20 protein-coding genes are annotated in these 20,624 nt (G+C 61.6%); all 20 read right to left on the reverse strand.

What is annotated here, in order from left to right:
* Window positions 1-5 precede the first annotated feature (5 nt).
* A complete protein-coding gene (locus AC54AF_RS02115) occupies window positions 6-1,796 on the reverse strand; it encodes an acyl-CoA dehydrogenase C-terminal domain-containing protein (protein ID WP_152252243.1) in 1,791 nt (596 codons plus the stop codon).
* 72 nt (window positions 1,797-1,868) lie between these two features.
* Window positions 1,869-2,471 carry a TetR family transcriptional regulator C-terminal domain-containing protein gene (locus tag AC54AF_RS02120; protein ID WP_131688959.1) on the reverse strand — a complete coding sequence of 201 codons (603 nt, stop codon included), beginning with the start codon at window positions 2,469-2,471 and terminating at the stop codon, window positions 1,869-1,871.
* Between the two features lie 257 nt (window positions 2,472-2,728).
* Window positions 2,729-3,118 (reverse strand): RNA-binding S4 domain-containing protein, encoded by a 390-nt coding sequence (locus AC54AF_RS02125; protein WP_496635071.1) that lies wholly within the window; start codon window positions 3,116-3,118, stop codon window positions 2,729-2,731.
* Window positions 3,115-4,278 carry a cardiolipin synthase ClsB gene (gene clsB / locus AC54AF_RS02130; RefSeq protein ID WP_496635073.1) on the reverse strand — a complete coding sequence of 388 codons (1,164 nt, stop codon included), beginning with the start codon at window positions 4,276-4,278 and terminating at the stop codon, window positions 3,115-3,117. Before clsB ends, AC54AF_RS02125 begins: the two co-directional genes overlap by 4 nt.
* A 9-nt stretch (window positions 4,279-4,287) precedes the next feature.
* Window positions 4,288-5,109, reverse strand: a complete 822-nt coding sequence (locus AC54AF_RS02135) for an endonuclease/exonuclease/phosphatase family protein (RefSeq protein ID WP_496635075.1) — start codon at window positions 5,107-5,109, stop codon at window positions 4,288-4,290.
* Between the two features lie 72 nt (window positions 5,110-5,181).
* Window positions 5,182-5,475: a hypothetical protein gene (locus tag AC54AF_RS02140; protein ID WP_152256782.1), complete on the reverse strand. Its 294-nt coding sequence runs from the start codon at window positions 5,473-5,475 to the stop codon at window positions 5,182-5,184.
* Window positions 5,476-5,494: 19 nt separating this feature from the next.
* Window positions 5,495-5,959: a dihydroneopterin triphosphate diphosphatase gene (gene nudB / locus AC54AF_RS02145; protein WP_496635077.1), complete on the reverse strand. Its 465-nt coding sequence runs from the start codon at window positions 5,957-5,959 to the stop codon at window positions 5,495-5,497.
* An 85-nt stretch (window positions 5,960-6,044) separates the two neighbouring features.
* Entirely contained in the window at window positions 6,045-7,847 is a 1,803-nt protein-coding gene (gene aspS / locus AC54AF_RS02150) for an aspartate--tRNA ligase (RefSeq protein ID WP_436478794.1), read from the reverse strand.
* A gap of 63 nt (window positions 7,848-7,910) precedes the next feature.
* Complete coding sequence (locus AC54AF_RS02155) at window positions 7,911-8,552, reverse strand: DUF502 domain-containing protein (protein WP_070292364.1); 642 nt, start codon at window positions 8,550-8,552, stop codon at window positions 7,911-7,913.
* Between the two features lie 40 nt (window positions 8,553-8,592).
* Window positions 8,593-8,901: an FmdB family zinc ribbon protein gene (locus tag AC54AF_RS02160; protein ID WP_131688938.1), complete on the reverse strand. Its 309-nt coding sequence runs from the start codon at window positions 8,899-8,901 to the stop codon at window positions 8,593-8,595.
* A gap of 90 nt (window positions 8,902-8,991) precedes the next feature.
* Window positions 8,992-9,594, reverse strand: a complete 603-nt coding sequence (locus AC54AF_RS02165; protein ID WP_496635080.1) for a methyltransferase — start codon at window positions 9,592-9,594, stop codon at window positions 8,992-8,994.
* A gap of 19 nt (window positions 9,595-9,613) precedes the next feature.
* A complete protein-coding gene (ubiB, locus tag AC54AF_RS02170) occupies window positions 9,614-11,185 on the reverse strand; it encodes a ubiquinone biosynthesis regulatory protein kinase UbiB (RefSeq protein ID WP_496635082.1) in 1,572 nt (523 codons plus the stop codon).
* Window positions 11,182-11,832, reverse strand: coding sequence for a ubiquinone biosynthesis accessory factor UbiJ (locus AC54AF_RS02175; protein ID WP_496635084.1), 651 nt, complete (start codon window positions 11,830-11,832; stop codon window positions 11,182-11,184). The genes ubiB and AC54AF_RS02175 overlap by 4 nt, the downstream gene beginning before the upstream one ends.
* A 152-nt stretch (window positions 11,833-11,984) precedes the next feature.
* Window positions 11,985-12,944 carry a Tim44 domain-containing protein gene (locus AC54AF_RS02180; RefSeq protein ID WP_496635086.1) on the reverse strand — a complete coding sequence of 320 codons (960 nt, stop codon included), beginning with the start codon at window positions 12,942-12,944 and terminating at the stop codon, window positions 11,985-11,987.
* 31 nt (window positions 12,945-12,975) lie between these two features.
* Complete coding sequence (gene ubiE, locus AC54AF_RS02185) at window positions 12,976-13,710, reverse strand: bifunctional demethylmenaquinone methyltransferase/2-methoxy-6-polyprenyl-1,4-benzoquinol methylase UbiE (RefSeq protein ID WP_010394608.1); 735 nt, start codon at window positions 13,708-13,710, stop codon at window positions 12,976-12,978.
* Between the two features lie 29 nt (window positions 13,711-13,739).
* Window positions 13,740-14,981: an RNA polymerase sigma factor gene (locus AC54AF_RS02190; protein ID WP_496635088.1), complete on the reverse strand. Its 1,242-nt coding sequence runs from the start codon at window positions 14,979-14,981 to the stop codon at window positions 13,740-13,742.
* A 2-nt stretch (window positions 14,982-14,983) separates the two neighbouring features.
* Window positions 14,984-15,328 carry a YciI family protein gene (locus AC54AF_RS02195; RefSeq protein WP_131688942.1) on the reverse strand — a complete coding sequence of 115 codons (345 nt, stop codon included), beginning with the start codon at window positions 15,326-15,328 and terminating at the stop codon, window positions 14,984-14,986.
* 99 nt (window positions 15,329-15,427) lie between these two features.
* Window positions 15,428-15,877 carry a gamma-butyrobetaine hydroxylase family protein gene (locus tag AC54AF_RS02200; protein ID WP_496635090.1) on the reverse strand — a complete coding sequence of 150 codons (450 nt, stop codon included), beginning with the start codon at window positions 15,875-15,877 and terminating at the stop codon, window positions 15,428-15,430.
* Between the two features lie 9 nt (window positions 15,878-15,886).
* Window positions 15,887-16,330, reverse strand: coding sequence for an HIT family protein (locus tag AC54AF_RS02205; RefSeq protein WP_496635091.1), 444 nt, complete (start codon window positions 16,328-16,330; stop codon window positions 15,887-15,889).
* Window positions 16,327-20,367 carry a DUF3683 domain-containing protein gene (locus tag AC54AF_RS02210; RefSeq protein WP_496635092.1) on the reverse strand — a complete coding sequence of 1,347 codons (4,041 nt, stop codon included), beginning with the start codon at window positions 20,365-20,367 and terminating at the stop codon, window positions 16,327-16,329. Before AC54AF_RS02210 ends, AC54AF_RS02205 begins: the two co-directional genes overlap by 4 nt.
* Between the last annotated feature and the right edge of the window lie 257 nt (window positions 20,368-20,624).

Consider the following 20,624-nt stretch of genomic DNA (forward strand, 5'->3'; position numbering starts at 1 on the left):
AAGTCTTAGAACAGGTCTGCGTCGAGTGCCATCAGGTTGGCCGAACCGGAACGCGCCTGACGGATCAGGGTTGCCGTCTCAGGCTGCAAGCGGGCGAAGTAGAAACGTGCGGTAGCCAGTTTGGCGGTGTAGAAGGTGTCGCCGCTGGACTCTTTTTCGAGGGCGATCTTGGCCATCTGCGCGAACAGGTAGCTGTAGATCATGTGGCCGACGACGCGCAGGTAAGGCACGCATGCCGCGCCCACTTCGTCCGGATTCTGGAATGCCTTCATGCCGATTTCCATGGTCAGCTTGGTGACTTTGTCGCCCAGGTCGCCCAGTGGCGTGACGAATTCGCTCATCGCTTCATCGGTGCCGTTGTCTTCGACAAAAGCCTTGATCTTTTCGCCGAACTTGCGCAGCTTGGCGCCGTTGTCGCCCAGGATCTTGCGGCCCAGCAGGTCCAGCGACTGGATCGTGTTCGTGCCTTCGTAGATCATGTTGATGCGCGCGTCGCGCACATACTGCTCCATGCCCCATTCCGCAATGTAGCCGTGGCCGCCGAACACTTGCATCGCGTCCGAAGTGGCGATCCAGGCGTTGTCGGTGATGAAGGCCTTGATGACGGGCGTCAGCAGCGCCACTTCGTCGGCCGCTTCCTTGCGCACGTCGGCGTCAGGGTGGTGCAGTTCGCGGTCGATCTGCAGCGCCACGTAGGAAGTGAAAGCGCGCGCGCCTTCGGCGTAGGCTTTGCCCGTCAACAGCATGCGGCGCACGTCAGGGTGCACGATGATGCGGTCGGCCGGCAGTTCCGGGTTCTTGATGCCGGACAGCGAACGCATTTGCGTGCGGTCCTTGGCGTAGATCAGCGCATTCTGGTAAGCGATTTCCGTCAGGCCCAGCGACTGCATGCCCACGCCCAGGCGGGCCGCGTTCATGAAGACGAACATGGCGTTGAGGCCCTTGTTCGGCTGGCCGATGATCCAGCCCTTGGCGCCGTCCAGGTTCATCTGGCAGGTCGAATTGCCGTGGATGCCCATTTTTTCTTCGATGGCGCCGCAGGTGATCGGGTTGCGCTCGCCGACCGTGCCGTCCGCATTCGGCAGGAATTTCGGCACCAGGAACAGCGAGATGCCTTTCGAGCCTTCCGGCGCGTCCGGCACGCGGGCCAGCACCAGGTGCAGGATGTTTTCCGCCATGTCGTGCTCGCCGGCCGAGATGAAGATCTTGTTGCCGGTGATGGTCCAGGAACCGTCCGCCTCAGGCAGCGCTTTCGAACGCAGCAGGCCCAGGTCGGTGCCGCAATGCGGTTCGGTCAGGCACATGGTGCCCGTCCACTCGCCCGACACCAGCTTCGGCAGGTACACTTCCTTCTGGTGGTCGGTGCCGTGTTCCTTCAGGCACTCGTAGGCGCCGTGCGACAGGCCAGGGTACATGGACCAGGCCTGGTTCGACGAGTTCAGCATTTCATAGAACGAATTGTTCAGCACGACAGGCAAGCCCTGGCCGCCGTATTCCGGATCGCAAGCCAAGGCCGCCCAGCCGCCTTCGACGTACTGCTTGTAGGCTTCCTTGAAGCCTTTCGGCGTGGTCACGCTTTTCGTGACGGGATCGTGGTGGCAGCCTTCGCGGTCGCCGGAGTGGTTCAGCGGGAACAAGACTTCGGAGGTGAATTTGCCGCCCTCTTCCAGCACCTGGTTGATGATGTCGGCGTCGACGTCGGCGTACGACGGCATTTGCTTCAGTTCTTCTTCCACTTGCAGGAACTCATGCAGGACGAATTGCATATCCCGGATTGGCGCGACGTATTGACCCATAATTTTCTCCTGAAGGCGATTAGCTAAAGTGTTGTACTTGTAAGTGCGTTGTTGCGGATACTGCCTGACGGCTTATTTGCTGGTGACGGAATTCTGGTACGACGCCAGCAGGCGGATGAAGCCCGCTTGCGCCCTTTCGATGCTGCCCGGCACGCGCAGGAAGCGCGCGTCGTGATGCAGGGCCAGGATCAGGCCATACATCTCGTACACCAGCTGCTGGGCGTCCGTGTCCGCTTTCAGGTCGCCCGTGGCGATCGATTGCTCGACACAGCGCAGCAGCGCGCCCTGCCAGGCCCGCACCATGGCCACCAGGGCTTCGCGGATGGGACCGGGACGGTCGTCATACTCGACGGCGCCGCTGATATAGATGCAGCCGGAAGCGATTTCCACGCTGACCCGCTTGACCCAGCGCGCAAACATCGATTGCAGGCGCAAGATGCCGCGTGGTTCTTTCATGCTGGGGAAAAAGACTTCTTGCTCGAAACGATAGTGGTAGAGCTTCAGCACTTCCATCTGCAAGTCTTCGCGCGAGCCAAAGTGGGCAAACACGCCCGACTTGCTCATGTTCATTTTGTCCGCAAGCAGCCCGATGGTCAGGCCTTCCAGACCGTCGCGGCTGGACAGGTCCAGCGCCACGTCGAGGATGGCTGCACGGGTCAGTTCGCCCTTGCGCATGAATTTGACTGAAGTATTCAAGAGGTCCGTTCTAAAAGTGATGTTGCCGATTTGGCGGACTGAAGCGAGGGTAAAAAAAGCACGCTCCGAAAAAATCCGAACGCTCGTACTATTATCCACTACCACGTAAAAGTCAAACGGGAACTTTAGAGCCGGCGTTCTATTGGTGCAACGCAGCATTTTTAGGCCGCGTGTTTATGGCGATTTCAGGGGGACAAAAGCGTCGCGCGCCCTTGCCCTGCCACAGCAGGCGCGCCTCAGGAAAGGTCGCCCGCCTTGCTCAGTTGACGGCGGTCGCGCTTGGTCGGCCGCCCCTTGATGGTGGTGCCCGGCTCGCGGAACAGCTTGCGCTCCTCGGCCAGGTGCTCGCGGCGGGCGATGCTGGCTGGCGTTTCGCCATACAGCAGGCGCGCCACAGGCGCCGCGCCGCGCTTGTCGGACAGGCCCAGCACGGCCACCTCCCACGTTTCCGCGCCATTGTCGATGGCCAGCTCGTCGCCCACGCGCAGGCTGCGCGCCGGTTTCACGCGCTCGCCGCCCACTTTGACCTTGCCCGTGTCGACGGCTTCGCTGGCCAAGGAGCGCGTCTTGAAGAAGCGCGCCGCCCACAGCCATTTGTCCAGCCTGACCGTTGTCATATCGTTCATGCGTACTTGCCTACTGAAAAAATGCGCATCACCAGCCGGTACACGAGGAAGGCGGCTTCATAGCCGATGCGCCGGACACGGCCGATGTGCTTGAAATCATCCTGGTGAATCACGATGCCGTCCGCCACGCCCTGTTCGATATGCTGGCGCAGGCTTTGCGCGAACGCCACGTCCTTGATCACCACGTTCGCTTCCTGGTTGAGGAACAGGCTCAGCGCGTCAATATTGCTCGAACCCACCGTCGCCCAGTCGTCGTCGACGACGGCCACCTTGGCGTGCAGCTGCGTCTTGCGGTATTCGACGATCTTCACGCCGGCGGCCAGCAGCTTCGGATAAAACGAGTGCGCCACGGCATCTTGCATGCGGAACTCGCCCACGCCGATCAACAAGACCACGTCGACGCCCCGCTGGGCCGCCTGGGCCAGGGCGTGGCGCAGCTTGTGCCCGGGCGCGAAATACGGGTTGGCCAGCATCACGCTCTTGCGCGCCTGGCCCAGCGCCTGCAGGTAGGCGCGCTGGATCGTGCGGCGGTTGCGCAGGTTGTCGCGCACGACAAAGCCGGCCACGACAGGATTTTTCGCCAGCTCCTTGCTGACGACGCGCATCTTGCGGTACAGCTTGATACGCCGCACCAGGTTCATCTTGCCCAGTCGCGCCCACTGCGCCTGCACTTCTTCATGGATGGCGTCGACCAGAGGGCCCTTCACCTGCACGGCGAAATCCCAGCGCGGCGCTTCCAGGCTGATGCTGTGGTCGTAGTCGCAAAACATGTCGTCGTTGATATTGATGCCGCCCACCAGGGCAATTTCGCCATCGGCTACGCAAATCTTGCGGTGCGTGCGCGTGATGCCGCGCCGGAACCACGGATTGAAGATACGGTGGTGCACGCCGGCCGCTTCCAGCTGCGCGTGCATGGCTTTCACGCGGCGGTTGCCCGTGCCGAACCAGTCCGTGATCATGCACACCAACACGCCGCGCGCGGCGGCGCGCTTGAGCGCATCGAGCACCAGCGTGCCCGTGCCGTCATCGGCAAAGATATACGTTTCGAAATAGACTTCCGAACGCGCGCCGTCGATGGCGGCTATCAGCGCGGGAAAATACTCGGTGCCGCAATACAGCAGCTGGATGTCGTTGTGGGCGATGAAATTGACTGTGCGCATGCCGGCAGTCTACGCGAGTTTCAAGGCGGCAACGATCGGCGCATGGTCCGACAATTTTGCCCACAGGGTGCCATGCATCACTTGCGCGCCTTCCACGTGGAAACCGCGCACATAGATGCGGTCCAGGCGGAACCACGGCAAGGCGGCGGGAAAGGTGCGCGCCGGCACGGGGATCGGCGTTTTCGTCTGGCGCCGCGCCAGGGTACGCACCAGGTCGCCCAGGGCCGAGTTCGACGCGCGCTGGTCGAATACTTCCACCACGCCGAGCGCATTGCGCAGCTTGTCGCTGAGCGTGTTGCGCCAGTCGTTGAAGTCGCCGGCGATGATGACGGGCTCGCCATTCGGCGCCGATTCCAGGACGGCGTCGATCAGCGCCTGCGTCTGGCGGCCCCTTCCCGATTCGAACAGGCCCAGGTGGACGACGTAGCAGTGCACGTCGGCCTGCGGCGTCTTGAGCACGCAATGCAGGATGCCGCGCTGCTCATAGGCATGGTCGGACACGTCGTGATTGGTTTGCGAGGCGATGGGAAATTTGCTCAGCAAGGCGTTGCCATGGTGGCCATGGTCATACACGGCATTCATGCCGTAGGCGGAATGGTGCTCGGCGCCGGCAAAGAACTCGTGCTGCGACGCTTCCGGCCAATGCTTGTGGCCGTTTTTCTCGGCGCCATAGCGGGCCGCATTACGGTCGTGCTTGCCTTGCACTTCCTGCAAAAAGACGACATCGGCATGGAACAGGGCAATCGCCTGCTTCAATGCGTGGACCCTGGGCAAGCCCCGCACGGAAGAGACACCCTTGTGGATATTATAAGTTGCTACGCGGATTTTCATGCCTTGATTCTACTCCCAGACGGGCCCCGCGCGGCATCAGCGTAGGTGCGCGTGCGCACCTACCACGCACAATCAGGCCAGCATGCGTCCCACGCCCGCCGTCACGCTGACGATCAGCGCTGTAATGCCGGCCGCCCAGACGATCTTGACCAGCAAGGGCGCGCCGCGCCAGGCCACGGTGCGCTTGCCCTTGGCAAACGCGCCCGGGTGCAGCAGCCAGCCGATTGCCATCAGCGGCATGCCGATGGGCGGCGTGCGGCCGGGCACGGTGGAGCTAAACAGCAGGAAGATAAAGCACAGGCAAAAAACGATGCCCAGGGTGCCCAGCAGTTTTTGCTGCGCAGTCAAATGAAACCAGTTCAACATGGAATGCTTTCTAGGAAAATCAGGTGGGACGCCCCAGGCCCGTCATGGCCGGCAATTGCAGAATCGCTTCCGCGTTGGACGACGAGAAACAGCGGTCGGCCGCCGCCAGATACGGCAGCCACGCGTATTGCAAGTGTTCGCGGGGACTCAGCGTAATCACCGTGTCGCGCGGCACTTGCACGCTGAACACGTGTTCCGTGTTGCGCGTCACGCCCGGCGCATAGCGGTGGCGCCAGATCGGATAGATTTCGTACACATTCGATAAGTTCCAGTCGCGCAGCACGATGTCGCGCCCATCGGCAACGATGCCGGTTTCCTCGCACAATTCGCGCGCGGCCGTCTGCAGCAGCGGTTCATCGACGGCATCGACGGAACCGGTCACCGATTGCCAGAAACCGGGTTGGCCCGCGCGTTCGATCAGCAAGACGTCCAGATCGGCCGTATGGATGACGACCAGCACGGAAACAGGAATTTTATGAGTCATATCAACAATGAAAAAGGCGCCTCGTCAGCGCCTCTTTTTGCATAGCATTATCAAACAGCGGCCGCCGCAGCGGCCGCATGATGCATTACGCTACTTTTGGCTCGGCGCCGCGCAAACGGATGTGCAGTTCGCGCAGTTGCTTCTCGTCCACTTCCGACGGCGCTTGTGTCAGCAGACACTGGGCGCGCTGGGTTTTCGGGAAGGCGATCACGTCGCGGATCGAATCGGAACCCGTCATCATGGTCACGATACGGTCCAGGCCGAATGCCAGGCCACCATGCGGTGGCGCGCCGTATTGCAGGGCGTCGAGCAGGAAGCCGAATTTCAGCTGCGCTTCTTCGGCATCGATCTTCAGTGCACGGAAGACCTTGCTTTGCACTTCTTCGCGGTGGATACGGATCGAACCGCCGCCCAGTTCCCAGCCGTTCAAGACCATGTCGTAAGCCTTGGCGATGCAGGCGCCCGGATTCGTTTCCAGCATGTCTTCATGGCCGTCTTTCGGCGCCGTGAACGGATGGTGGGTTGCCGTCCAGCGGTCCGCTTCTTCGTCATGCTCGAACATCGGGAAGTCGACCACCCACAATGGCTTCCACACGTCTTCGAACAGGCCGGCTTTCTTGCCGAATTCGCTGTGACCGATTTTCACGCGCAGCGCGCCGATGGCGTCGTTGACGACCTTGGCCTTGTCGGCGCCGAAGAAGATCAGGTCGCCGTCTTGCGCGCCCGTCTGCTCGAGAATCGTGGCCAGCACGTCGGCAGGCAGGAACTTGACGATCGGCGACTGCAAGCCTTCAGGGCCCTTGGCCTTCTCGTTGACCTTGATGTAGGCCAGGCCCTTGGCGCCGTAGATGGCGACAAATTGCGTGTAGGCGTCGATTTCCGAACGGGGCATGCTGCCGCCCTGCGGTACGCGCAGGGCCACCACGCGGCCGCCCTTCATGTTGGCGGCGCCGTTGAAGACCTTGAATTCGACCGATTTCATGACTTCGGTCAAGTCCGTGAAGGCCAGCTTGACGCGCATGTCCGGCTTGTCGGAACCGTACAGGCCCATCGCTTCGGCGAAATCCATCACCGGGAACGGGTTCGGCAGGTCGATGTTCAAGGTGTTCTTGAAGACGACGCGGATCATGTCTTCGAACAGGTCGCGGATTTCCTGTTCCGTCAGGAACGAGGTTTCGCAGTCGATCTGCGTGAATTCAGGCTGGCGGTCAGCGCGCAAGTCTTCGTCGCGGAAGCACTTGGTGATCTGGTAGTAACGGTCGAAGTTGGCAACCATCAACAGTTGCTTGAACAACTGTGGCGATTGCGGCAAGGCGAAGAAGCTGCCCGCGTTGACGCGCGACGGCACCAGGTAATCGCGCGCGCCTTCTGGCGTGGACTTGGTCAGCATCGGCGTTTCGATGTCGATGAAGCCCAGCGCGTCGAGGTACTTGCGCACTTCCATCGTCACCTTGTAGCGCAGGCGCAGGTTGTTCTGCATTTGCGGGCGGCGCAGGTCCAGCACGCGGTGCGTCAGACGCGTCGTTTCCGACAGATTGTCGTCATCGAGCTGGAACGGCACGGGCACGGAAGGGTTCAGCACTTCCAGTTCCGAGCAGACCACTTCGATCTTGCCCGACTTCAGGTTGTTGTTGATGGTGCCGTCGATACGGCTGGTCACGACGCCCGTCACGCGCAGGCAGAATTCGTTGCGCACGGCTTCGGCGACCTTGAACATTTCCGCCTGTTCCGGGTTGCAGACGATTTGCACCAGGCCTTCACGATCGCGCAAGTCGATGAAAATCAGGCTGCCGTGGTCGCGGCGGCGATGTACCCAGCCGCACAGGCTGACGGTTTGTCCCAGCATGGCTTCGGTAACGAGGCCGCAGTATTCAGTACGCATAGACATAAAATTCTCAGTTCAGGTTAGTGAGTGTTCAATCCGGCCACGTCCCGCATGGGACGCCTGCCTTTATTCTTTGGCTGCCGGGGCCGGTACAGCAACAACTTCCGCAGGCGCCACCACGCCCATCGAGACGATATATTTGAGCGCCGCATCGACGCTCATGTCGAGTTCGACGACATCGCTGCGTTTCATCATCAGGAAAAAGCCCGATGTCGGATTCGGCGTCGTCGGCACGTACACGCTGACATAGTCGCCCACCAGGTGGTTCGCCGCATCGCCGCCCGGCACGCCGGTCAGGAAAGCGATGGTCCAGGAGTTCTGGTGCGGATACGGCACCAGCACGGCCTTGCGAAACGCATTGCCCGACGGCGAAAACAGGGTATCGGACACTTGCTTGACGCTCGAATACAGGGAATTGACGATGGGTATGCGTTGCAGCAACTTTTCCCACAGTTTCACCACGTAATTGCCGACCAGGTTATTCGTCAGCAAGCCCGTGAAGAACACGATCAGTACCGTCAATACCGTGCCCAGGCCGGGAATGGTGCTCAGCGCGGGAATCTTGTGGCCAAACCAGACGCTGGGCTGCGTACTGCCGGGCACCAGCAACAGCGACTGGTCCATCGTGCTGATCACCAGATTCAGGACCCAGGCCGTAATGGCCAGGGGCACCAAAATCAGCAATCCGGTAATAAAGTATTTACGCATCGGTCTCTCGGTAATGGATCGTATCGGCGCGGCGCGCTTCTCAGTCCGCTTTTGGCGCAACGGCAGCCGGGGCGGGCGCAGGCGCAGCGGCAGGCGCGCTCTCGGCAGCTGCGGCAGGCTTGGCGCCATCGGCCGGACCCGTCGGAATGGCCGTGGTGGGCGCCGTGCCACCGCGGAAATCGGTCGCGTACCAGCCGGTGCCCTTTAATTGGAAACCGGCGGCCGTCAATTGTTTCTTGAAACTGGGCTTGCCGCACGACAGGCACACCGTCAGTACTGGATCGGAGATCTTTTGCAAGACATCCTTGGCAAAACCACACTCGTCACAACGGTAAGCGTAAATCGGCATCTCTACTCCGAGAAAATCATCAAAAACCCTGAATTATAAAGCTTTTCCTTCGTCGCCAGCGGAAATTGCCCCGCCGCTTCCTTGCCAGCGTCAGTCCGCCCGGCGGCGCCAGCTCATCCAGCGCTCCTTGCCGGCGAAGACGGCGATGGAATCGTCCACGGCTTCATCGGCCAGACAATCGAAATGCGGCGCCAGCAATTGCTGCAGTTTCTCACGAGAAATGCCAAATGGCGGCCCCTTGGCATTGTCGTCCAAGAAAAAGTAACCGGCCAGCATGGCGCCCGGCGCCAGCAGCTGCGCCCAGCGGGCCGCCACCTGCGGCCACATGGCGCGCGGCATGGCGCACAGGAAAGCCCGTTCATAGATCAGATCCAGCGGCGCTGCTGGCTGCCAGGCAAAGAAATCCGCTTCCACCACCTGCCCTGCCCGTTCGCCGACGACGGCGCGCGCGGCAGCCACGGCGGCCGGCGAAAAGTCGATGGCCGTGACATCCCAGCCATGATCGAGCATGAAGACCAGCTCATAGGCCGAGCCGCAGCCGGGAATCAGGCAGCGCAGCGGCGCCGGACTGCCGGCAACGAAGCTGCGCAGGCGCGTGGGCACGCCGCCGTGGTCCCAGGGCGTGAATTGCTTCTCGAAACGCTCGTCCCAGAAGGCGGGCGAGAGCGGATCGCGGGTATGGAAGTCAGCCATCACTTACGTCCTCAGCCAGTTAAAACGGCAATTGATGCCAGCGCATGAACACTTGCAAGCCCAGCGCACCGAGCGCGAAGGCGCCCACAAAGTACACGATAAAGCTCAGCAATCGGTTCGTCTGGCGTTGCTCTGCCAGCAAGGTTTTCATCAATTCCACATCGTTTTCGCGCGGTTCGCCATGCACCGTCAAGGCCTGGTGCAGCAAGCGCGGCAGTTGCGGGAAGATGTGCGCATACCGGGGCGCTTCTGCGCGCAGGCGCTCCATGAAGCCTTGCGGCCCCACCTGATTGCTCATCCATTTTTCCAGATACGGCTTGGCCGTTTGCCACAGGTCCAGTTCCGGGTCCAGCTGGCGGCCCAGGCCTTCGATATTGAGCAGGGTCTTTTGCAGCAGCACCAGCTGCGGCTGCACTTCCACATTGAAGCGGCGCGAGGTCTGGAACAGCCGGAGCAAAACTTGCCCGAAAGAAATATCTTTCAGCGGACGGTCGAAGATCGGCTCGCAGCAGGCGCGCACGGCCGCTTCCAGCTCATCGACGCGCGTGTCTTTCGGCGCCCAGCCCGATTCGATGTGCGCCTCGGCCACGCGCTTGTAGTCGCGGCGGAAGAAGGCGAGGAAATTTTGCGACAGATAATCCTTGTCGTAGTCGTTCAGGGTGCCGACGATGCCGAAGTCCAGCGCGATGTAGCGGCCGAACGATTCGGGCGCGATCGACACGAGAATATTCCCGGGGTGCATATCCGCATGGAAAAAACCGTCGCGGAACACTTGCGTGAAGAAAATTTCCACGCCATCGCTGGACAGCTTGCGCAAGTCCACGCCAGCCGCCACCAGGCGCTCGGTCTGCGACACGGGAATCCCAACCATCCGTTCCATGACGATGACGCTGCTGGAGCAATAATCCCAGTGCATTTCCGGCACCAGCAGCAAGTCCGAGTTGGCAAAGTTGCGGCGCAGCTGGCTGGCGTTGGCCGCCTCGCGCATCAGGTCCAGCTCGTCATGCAGGTATTTGTCGAACTCGCCCACCACTTCCTTGGGTTTCAGGCGCTTGCTGTCGGCCCACAGGCGGCTGGTCCAGTCGGCGGCGATGTGCATCAGGGCCACGTCTTCGTCGATCAGCTTTTTCATGCCAGGACGCAAGACCTTCACGGCCACTTCGCGGCCATCTTTCAAGGTGGCGAAGTGCACCTGGGCAATGGAGGCGGACGCCACCGGTTCGCGCTCGAAGTTGGCAAACAATTGATCCGGGTGTGCGCCGAGCGACTTGGTGATCTGCGCGATGGCCAGGTCCGAATCGAACGGTGGCACCCGGTCTTGCAGGCGCGCCAGTTCTTCGGCGATGTCGGGCGGCATCAGGTCGCGCCGGGTCGACAGCACCTGGCCGAATTTGACGAAAATCGGGCCCAGCTCTTCCAGCGCCAGGCGCAGGCGCAGGCCCCGCGGCGACGACAGGTCGCGCCAGAAAATCAGGGTGTCGATCAATTTGGCGGTGCGGGGAACTTGCAGACCAGAAATCGCTATCTCATCCAGACCGTACTTGATGGAAACACGGATGATTTTAAACAGGCGCAGGAATTTCAATATCATGTAGACAAATCCGGTGAGGAAGACTGCGGCTGGACGGCGGCGGACGCCTTTTCCAGCCGGGCAAGGCGCTTGGCCAGGCGTTCGACGTCATCGCGCACGCGCGTCACGCCAGCGGAATACTCTTGCAGGGTGGAAGGACGGATCAGCATGGGCTGTTCGTCGAGAAAATATTCGGCCACGTTTTCCGCCAGCTTTTGCTGGCCCGTGCGCACAAAGGCGGCAGCATCCTTCGCGCCGGCAACAAGGCGCGTGGCCAGCATGGGGCCGACTACCTTTTCCAGGTCGTGCTCGGCGTCCCAGCGCAAGCCCTTGCTCAATTGCGAAATCGCATTGGCAAACTCCGCATCGCCTTCGATCTTGACGTAGGAGAACGCCCGCTCGCGGTTTTGCAGGATCAGCGGCACATCGGACAGTTTCACGCGGATGGTGACGTTGGCCGGCATGTCGGCCGGTGCCGTACCGGGAGCCGCCTCCAGCATGCCTGCGCTGTCGACGCGCAGGCGCAAGGCCACGGCGCCCGTGTCGATGCAGGCCAGCTTGCCGGCGTGCACGGCCAGCTGCTGGCGCGCCCACGGCTCTTGCGCCAGCAAGTGGTTGATTGTCGCGATGACAGGCGCCATCAGGGAAAGATCGGAAAGTGGTGCCATCTATGTACTGCGCGCCGTGCGCGCCCCCAAAAAGAAAAAACCGCCCATCAAACAAGGTGAGCGGTTTCGATCTTACCAGTTCAGCAGGAAATATCTGTCAAGCATCATGCATTGCGCATGGACTTAAGCCATTATTCAGCAAGTTTTGACAATTAATTCAACTGCTGGATGCCTGCCAATACCCAGCCGCTATTGCCGCTGACGGGTTTCGACATATTCCATACTTCCGCGAACGGTTCCGCCGCGGCGCCCGGTGCCGAACGGATCAGGCCCGTAAACTTCACGCTGGCCAGGTAATCGTTAACGCTCGTCTCGATCCCCAGCAATTCGGCATCGATAGTGACGACATCGGTAAAGTCCGGCTGCGCGCCCCGTTCCTGGATTTGCATGCGCAGTTCCGCATACACTTCCGGCGACGTGAATTCGCGGATATCGTTGACGTCGGCCTTGTCCCAGGCCGCTTGCAGGCGGATGAAATTGCTTTTCGCGTGGCGCAAGAAGGCTTCCTTGTCGAAGTCGCTTGGCACGCCCCATGGCGCGGCAGCCGGTGCCGGCTTGTCCAGGCCGACGCCGGACGAGACGGGTTGCAGCGGCGGCAGCGGCGGAATGCGCGAACCGATGTCGGGCACGTTGCCGGCCGGCGCAGGCTGGTTGCCGAAGCCGGCGAACGGCGTATTGCCGTTGGCGTTGGCGTTGGCGTTGGCGTTATTGTCGCGCTTGCCACGCACCATGCGGTAGATGAAATAAACCACGCCGGCCAGCAAGGCCACCATCAGCAGGGTGCTGATCATGCTGGCCAGGGCGCCGCCCAGGCCGAAATGCGACAGCAGCGCGCCCAAGCCCAGGCCCAGCAAGGCGCCACCCAGCAAGCCCTTCCAGCGGCTCGGTGCCTTGGCGGCAGGTGCCGGTGCGGGGGCTGGCGCAGGTTGCGCCTGGCGTGGCGCGGCAGCCGGTGCCGGGGTTGGCGCCGGTGCGGGCGCCTGGCGGCCCACGTTTTGCGACTGGCGGCCAAACGAACGGCCACCGCCCATGGGACGGGCCAGCGCCTCGCCCAGCATGGATACAGTGGTCGCGGCCAGCATCATGCCGACCATAAATTTCTTCAATTTCATTCCATCTCCTAAAATCACCAACGTTGATGCATTACATCTTGATGCCGGTATGCAAAGCGGCTATGCCTGCCGTCAAATTGTAGTACTGCACGCGCTCCAGGCCCGCCGTTTCCATCATGGTCTTCAGCGTCTCCTGGTCCGGGTGCATGCGAATCGATTCTGCCAGGTAGCGATAGCTTTCCGCGTCGCCGGCGATCTTCTGTCCGAACCACGGCAAGACCGAGAACGAATACAGGTCGTACGGCTTTTGCAGGGGCGCCGCCACCTTGGAAAACTCCAGCACCAGCAGCTTGCCGCCCGGTTTCAGCACGCGGCGCATTTCCGCCAGCGCCACATCCTTGTGCGTCATGTTGCGCAGGCCGAAGGCCACGCTGACACGGTCGAAATAATTATCGGGGAATGGCAGTTTTTCCGCGTCACACAACAAGGTGGGGGTGAGCAAGCCGCGATTCAAGAGGCGGTCGCGGCCCACGCGCAACATCGACTCATTGATATCGGTCAGCCACACTTCGCCGGTAGGACCGGCCTGCCTGGCGAACGCCTTCGACAAATCGCCCGTGCCGCCGGCGATGTCGAGCACCTTGAAGCCGGGGCGCACGCCCGCGTTGGCAATGGTAAACGTCTTCCACAGACGGTGCAGCCCGCCCGACATCAAGTCGTTCATCACGTCGTATTTGGCAGCGACGGAATGGAACACCTTGGCGACTTCGCGCACTTTGTCGTCTTCTGCAACTGTTTTGTATCCGAAATGGGTCGTATTGGTCATGGTAGGCAGTCTGTTTGAACTTGGGAGCATTATACAAGCGGCAGGCGCATTTCCCCGTGACGCCGGAGAAGGTATTGCCTTTCCACTGCATTCGAAGCCAGCATTGCCGCCCGGGCATACGCCGCCAGCGCCCCCGGCCGGTCGCCCTGGCGGCGCAGCAAGTCGGCCCGGGCCGCGTGCAGGTAATGCGAGCTGGCAAGGCTGGGCACGGCTTCCAGGCGCGCCAGCCACGCCAGGCCGTGTTCGGCGCCATGCGCCATGGCGCAGGCGATCACGGCATTGAGCAAGATCAAGGGTTCCGGCTTGTGCCGCAGCAAGGCGCCGTACAGGACGCTGATCTGGCGCCAGTCCGTCTGGCTGGCCGCAGCCGCCTTGGCATGCAGAGCGGCAATGGCCGCCTGCAACTGGTATGGCCCTGGCACGCGCGCCGGCAAGGCCAGTTCCAGCACGGCCAGTCCCTCGGCAATCAAGTCCCCCTGCCACAGGCGCCGGTCCTGCTCTTCCAGGGTCAGCAAATATCCCTCGGGCGCGAGGCGGGCAGGGTCGCGCGACGCCTGCAACAGCATCAGGGCCAACAGCCCCTGCACTTCCGGCTGGCCCGGTTGCAGGCTGTCGAGCAGCCGCCCCAGCCGCAACGCTTCCGCGCACAGGTCAGCACGGAGCAAGGCATCGCCGCCGCTGGCGCAATAGCCTTCGCTGAACACCAGGTACATCACGTGCAGCACTTGCGCCAGCCGTGGCTGCAGTTCTTGCTCCGGTGGCAACTCAAACGGGATGCGCGCTTCGGCGATCTTGCGCCTGGCGCGCAAAAGCCGCTGCGACAGGGCCGCTTCGGCCACGCCGAAGGCGCGCGCGATCTCGACCGTGGTCAAGCCACACAGGGTGCGCAGGGCCAGCGCCACCTGCGCCTCCGGCGCCAGCGCGGGATGGCAGCAGATGAACAGCAGGCGCAGGCGGTCGTCCCCGATGGCGTGCGTTTCCTCAAGCATGGCCGCCGGCAGGCAGGACAGCACGGCCTCGGCCTCGCTGACGCTCTTGCCCGCGCGGCGCACGTGATCGAGGCCCGCATTGCGCGCCACGGCACTGAGCCAGGCGGCAGGATGATCGGGGATGCCCGTGCGCGGCCACAGTTCCAGCGCCTTGCGGCACGCTTCCTGCAACACATCTTCCGCCAGGCCAAGGTCGCCGAAACGCCGCATCAGGCCGGCCAGCACCCTGCCCCTTTCCTGGCGAAAGACGTGTTCGACGACCGCAATGGCGTCGCCGGCCACGCTCAAGCCGTGACGGGCCGCACTTCGATGGTGCCCAGGGACGCTGCCGGGCAACGCGCGGCCCAGGCCAGCGCCTCGTCCAGGTGGGCGCAGTCCAGCAGATAGTAGCCGCCCAGCTGCTCCTTGGTTTCCGCGAACGGCCCGTCCGTGACGACAGGCTTGCCGTTTTGCACGCGCACGCTGGTGGCGCTGCGCACGGGCGCCAGTTCGGCGCCGCCGCGCAGCACGCCCGCCGCTTCCAGGTCCTGCGTGTAACTGGCAAAGTCAGCCATCAGGCTGGCCATCTGTCCTTCCGGCATGGTTTCATAGCGGGATTCATCGGCGTAGATCAGGATCAGGTATTCCATAGTCTCTTCTCCAAAAGAAAAATGCCCGCAAGCGCGGGCATTCATACGACGAATGGATATGCGGCAATCCGACAAGCTTACCGCATTATTTTTTTCACTTCAGTGTTTGTGGCCACAGCTGGGTCCGTGAACATGGCCGGAAGATTGCTTGACCGTCATGTCGGCCTTGGCGTCGCGGCCGCTATCGCCCGGGTAGCCGGCGGCCGCCAGGCGGTCCAGGTAATCCTGCCACAGGGTCGCTTGCTGCGCGCCCAGCTTGTACAGATAGGCCCAGGTGTACAGGCCGGAATTGTGGCCATCGCTGAAAGTGGGCTGCACGGCGTAGTTGCCGACCGGCTCCAGGCCCGTGATGCCCACCAGGCGTTTTCCTAACTGCAAGGTTTCCTGGCCCTTGCCATGGCCCTGCACTTCGGCCGACGGCGAGTACACGCGCAGGTATTCGAACGGCAACGCAAATGTGCTGCCATCATCGAAAACCACGTCGAGCACGCGCGACTGGTTGTGCACGGTCAAGCCGGTGGGTTGAGGCGTTGCTGCTTTTTCAGTCATGACAATACTTTATGCGGATAAACGTTGAAGGATGGCGTCGCGCAAGGCCGGCAGCAAGGCGCGGCGCGCGGCCAGCACGGCGGGCGCCGTCTCGCGCTGGACCACCGCCCAGCTGGGATGGGGAAAATGCGCGTCGTCGCGGTAGCGGGGAATCACGTGCCAGTGCACGTGTGGCGTCATGTTGCCGAAACTGGCCACGTTGACCTTTTCCGGCTGCATCACTTCGCGCACGGCCAGCTCGACTTGCCACACGACTTCCATGACATAGTTGCGCTCACCGGGCGTCAAATCCGTCATTTCCTTCACGTGCTTGTTCCAGATCACGCGGCAAAAGCCGGGGTAGCTTGGGTCGTCGACGGCCACCACGGACAGGCGCTCGCTGCGCCACAGCAAGGCTTCACAGCCCTGCTTGTTGGCTAAGCTATCGAGCAACTGGCATAAATCACAGGTCACACGAGCACCCGTTCGATGCCGCCGTCATTGGCGCGTTTCACGTAATCCGGCATCCAGTTCTCTCCCAACAAGTGTTTGGCGATCTCGACGACGATGTAGTCGGCCGTCGTGCCCGAATCGTCATTGTAGCGCGACAAGCCTTGCAGGCACGACGGGCAACTGGTGAGGATTTTCACGTCACCCGTGAAACCATCGCCGCGCAGCTTGTCGGCGCCCTTGACCATCTCCTCTTCCTTGCGGAAACGCACTTGCGTGGAGATGTCGGGGCGCGTGACGGCCAGCGAACCCGATTCGCCGCAGCAACGGTCATTCTTCTCGATCTTCACATTATCTACCGTGCTGATCAGGGAATTGATGGTCTTGCCCGACTCCTGCAGCTTCATCGGATTGTGGCATGGCTCGTGGTACATATAGCGCGTGCCGTTCACACCTTCCAGCTTGACGTTTTTCTCCAGCAAATACTCATGGATATCCATGATGCGGCAGCCGGGGAAAATCTTTTCAAATTGATAGGTCGCCAGCTGGTCATAGCAGGTGCCGCACGAGACGAGCACTGTCTTGATGTCCAGGTAATTGAGCGTGTTGGCCATGCGGTGGAACAGGACGCGGTTATCCGTCATCATCTTCTCGGCCTTGTCGAACTCGCCCGCGCCCCGTTGCGGATAACCGCAGCACAGATAGCCCGGCGGCAAGACCGTCTGCACGCCCACTTCCCACAGCATCGCTTGCGTGGCCAGGCCCACTTGCGAGAACAGCCGTTCCGAACCACAACCTGGGAAGTAGAACACGGCTTCCGTATCGGCCGTCGTCGTCTTCGGATTGCGGATGATCGGGATGACTTTATCGTCTTCGATGTCGAGCAGCGCGCGCGCCGTTTTCTTCGGCAAGTTGCCCGGCATCTTTTTGTTAATAAAATGGATCACCTGCGCCTTGACGGGCGGCTTGCCCGTCGATGGCGGCGGCGCCTTGGTCTGCTTCTTGGCAAATTTCTTCAGCAAATCGTGGCCCAGGCGCTGCGCCTTGTAACCCCAGCCGATCATGACCTTGCGCGTGGCGTTGATGGTCACGGGATCGGTGGCGTTGAGGAACAGCATCGTCGCCTTGGTGCCCGGATTGAAGCTCTTCTTGTCCATCTTGCGCAGCAGATTGCGCATGTTCATCGACACGTCGCCGAAATCGATGTTGACAGGGCAAGGCGTGACGCATTTATGGCAGACCGTGCAGTGGTCGGCCACGTCCTCGAATTCTTCCCAATGCTTGATGGAAATACCGCGGCGCGTCTGTTCTTCGTACAGGAAGGCTTCGATCAGCGAGGACGTCGCCAGGATCTTGTCGCGCGGCGAGTACAGCAAGTTCGCGCGCGGCACGTGGGTCGAGCACACGGGTTTGCACTTGCCGCAACGCAAGCAATCCTTGACGCTGTCGGCGATGGCGCCGATATCGCTTTGCTGCATGATCAAGGATTCATGCCCCATCAGGCCGAACGATGGCGTGTAGGCATTGCGCAAGTCGGCGCCCATGCCTGGCAGGTTCAGCAATTTACCCTTGTTGAAACGGCCCTCCGGATCGATGCGCTGCTTGTAGCTGCGGAACTCGCCGATTTCTTCTTCCGTCAAAAATTCCAGCTTGGTAATGCCGATACCATGTTCGCCGGAAATCACGCCATTCAGCGAGCGGGCCAAAACCATGATGCGGCCCACGGCTTGGTGCGCGTCCTGCAGCATTTCGTAATTGTCCGAGTTGACGGGCAAGTTCGTATGGACGTTACCGTCACCCGCATGCATGTGCAGCGCGACGAACACGCGGCTGCGCAGGATGCGCGCATGGATGGCGGTGGCCTCGTCGAGGATCAGTTTGAAGGCGGCGCCGTTGAAGATCTGGCGCAGCTGGGCGCGAATTTCCTGCTTCCAGGTAATGCGCACGGTGCGGTCCTGCACCACGTCAAACAGGGTGGCATCCGGCTGCGTTTGCAGGCGCGCATCGAACACGGGCAGCAAACGCTCCATGCCCAGTTCGGCCAATTCTCCCGTCACGTCCGCCAGCGGACGGTCCAGCTGGGCCAGCAGATAGCTCCAGCGGCCGGTGACTTGCGCCAGCAACTGCTGCGCCTGCTCGGCGCGGTCGCCCAGCATTTCCGCGTCGTCGACCCGGTCGTCGGATGCATCGTCGCTCTTGCCAATTGGCAAGTTGCCCTTGGCAAAGAATTCGCTCAGGGCCTCGGCCAGTTGCAGCTTGTTCTTGATCGACAGCTCGATATTGATGCGTTCGATGCCATCCGTGTATTCGCCCATGCGATTGAGCGGAATCACCACGTCTTCATTGATCTTGAACGCATTGGTGTGCTTGGCGATTGCGGCCGTGCGGGCGCGGTCGAGCCAGAATTTCTTGCGCGCTTCCGCGCTGACGGCGACAAAGCCTTCACCCACGCGGGTGTTGGCGATACGCACCACTTCCGATGCCGCTTGCGCGACGGCATTTTCATCGTCGCCGACGATGTCGCCAAACAGGGCCATCTTCGGCAGCACGCCCCGTTTCGACTTGGTGGCGTAGCCGACGGCGCGCAGGTAGCGCTCGTCCAGGTGTTCCAGACCCGCCAGGCGGATGCTCGTGTATTGCTCGCCCTTGGCCGGCAAGCCATCGAGGTAATCCTTGATTTCCACGATCGACGGGATCGCGTCGCGCGCCTGGCCAAAGAATTCCAGGCAGACGGTGCGGGCGAATTTCGGCATCTTGTGCAAAATCCAGCGCGCCGACGTGATCAGGCCGTCGCAGCCCTCTTTCTGGATGCCCGGCAAGCCGGCGAGGAATTTGTCCGTCACGTCCTTGCCCAGGCCCTCCTTGCGGAACTTGCGCCCAGGAATTTCCAGGATTTCCGTCTTGAATGGCGGGTTCGGTTTCGTCGCGTCGCGCGTGCTCGGGTGACGCCATTCCAATTGGAAACGTGCCAGCGCGATATCGTGGATCTTGCCCAGGTTATGGTCGAGGCGCGTGACATCGAGCCAGTCGCCGTTCGGGTCGACCATGCGCCACGAGGCCAGGTTGTCGAGCGCCGTGCCCCACAGCACGGCCTTCTTGCCGCCCGCATTCATGGCAACGTTGCCGCCGATGCAAGAGGCGTGCGCCGAGGTCGGGTCGACGGCGAAGACGAAGCCGGCCTTTTCCGCCGCTTCCGACACTTTATTCGTGATTACGCCCGCGCCCGAATTGATCGTCGCGTATTCGTGCGTGAGGCCGGGCAAGACCATCATTTCCACGGCGCCCAGGGTGATGAGTTTTTCCGTGTTGATGACGGCCGACATCGGCGTCAGGGGAATCGCGCCGCCCGTGTAGCCGGTGCCGCCGCCGCGCGGAATGATGGTCAGCCCCAGTTCGATACAGCCCTTCACCAGACCGGCCATTTCCTCTTCCGTGTCGGGCGTGAGCACGACGAACGGGTATTCCACCCTCCAGTCGGTGGCGTCCGTCACGTGCGACACGCGCGTCATGCCGTCGAAGCGCACATTGTGCTTTTCCGTGTAGCGGCCCAGCACCTTGACCGTGCGCTTGCGCAAATCGTAGGTCTTGCGGAATTCGTCGCCGAAGTCGGCCACGGCCTTGCTGGCCGCTTTCAGCAGCAGTTCGACATTGTTGCTGCGCGCCTGCGCAACCTCGGGCGGTTCGCCGCTGGCGGCAGCGTCGCCGCCGGCCGCATCGATCGACAGGCGGCGCTTGTCGACTTCGGCCAGGCGGTGATGCAAGGCATCGATCAAGCCCTGGCGGCGCTTCGGATTGTCGAGCAAGTCATCTTGCAGATACGGATTGCGGCGCACCACCCAGATATCGCCCAGCACCTCGTACAGCATGCGGGCCGAACGGCCCGTCTGGCGGGCGCCACGCAGCTCGTCGAGCAGGCGCCAGGAGTCCTCCCCCAACAGGCGTATGACGATCTCGCGATCGGAAAACGACGTGTAGTTATACGGGATTTCGCGCAGGCGGCTTGCTGCGGGACCATTCGGCGTTTCTGCCAGTAAAGCTTGGAGTTGTGCGGGAGCGTTCATGGAGTGTGGTGACGGTGTGGACTGGACCCTAAAGACCCATTTTATCTTATTGCGCCGCACCATGCCGGAACAGCCTTAGGACGCCTAAGGTTTAAGCACCGCATCGGCCACCATAGCAAATACGGAAAAGCCCACTTTTGCATGAATAAAAAACCAGTTTTCCTGATTTTTTTACGTGAAAATGCCAAGAATCGGACTCGACCACAAACTATCGAACTGCCCAAAAATGGGGCAAATTGGCGTTGCAGGCAGTCCCA

The sequence above is a fragment of the Janthinobacterium sp. JF4 genome (assembly GCF_059617925.1).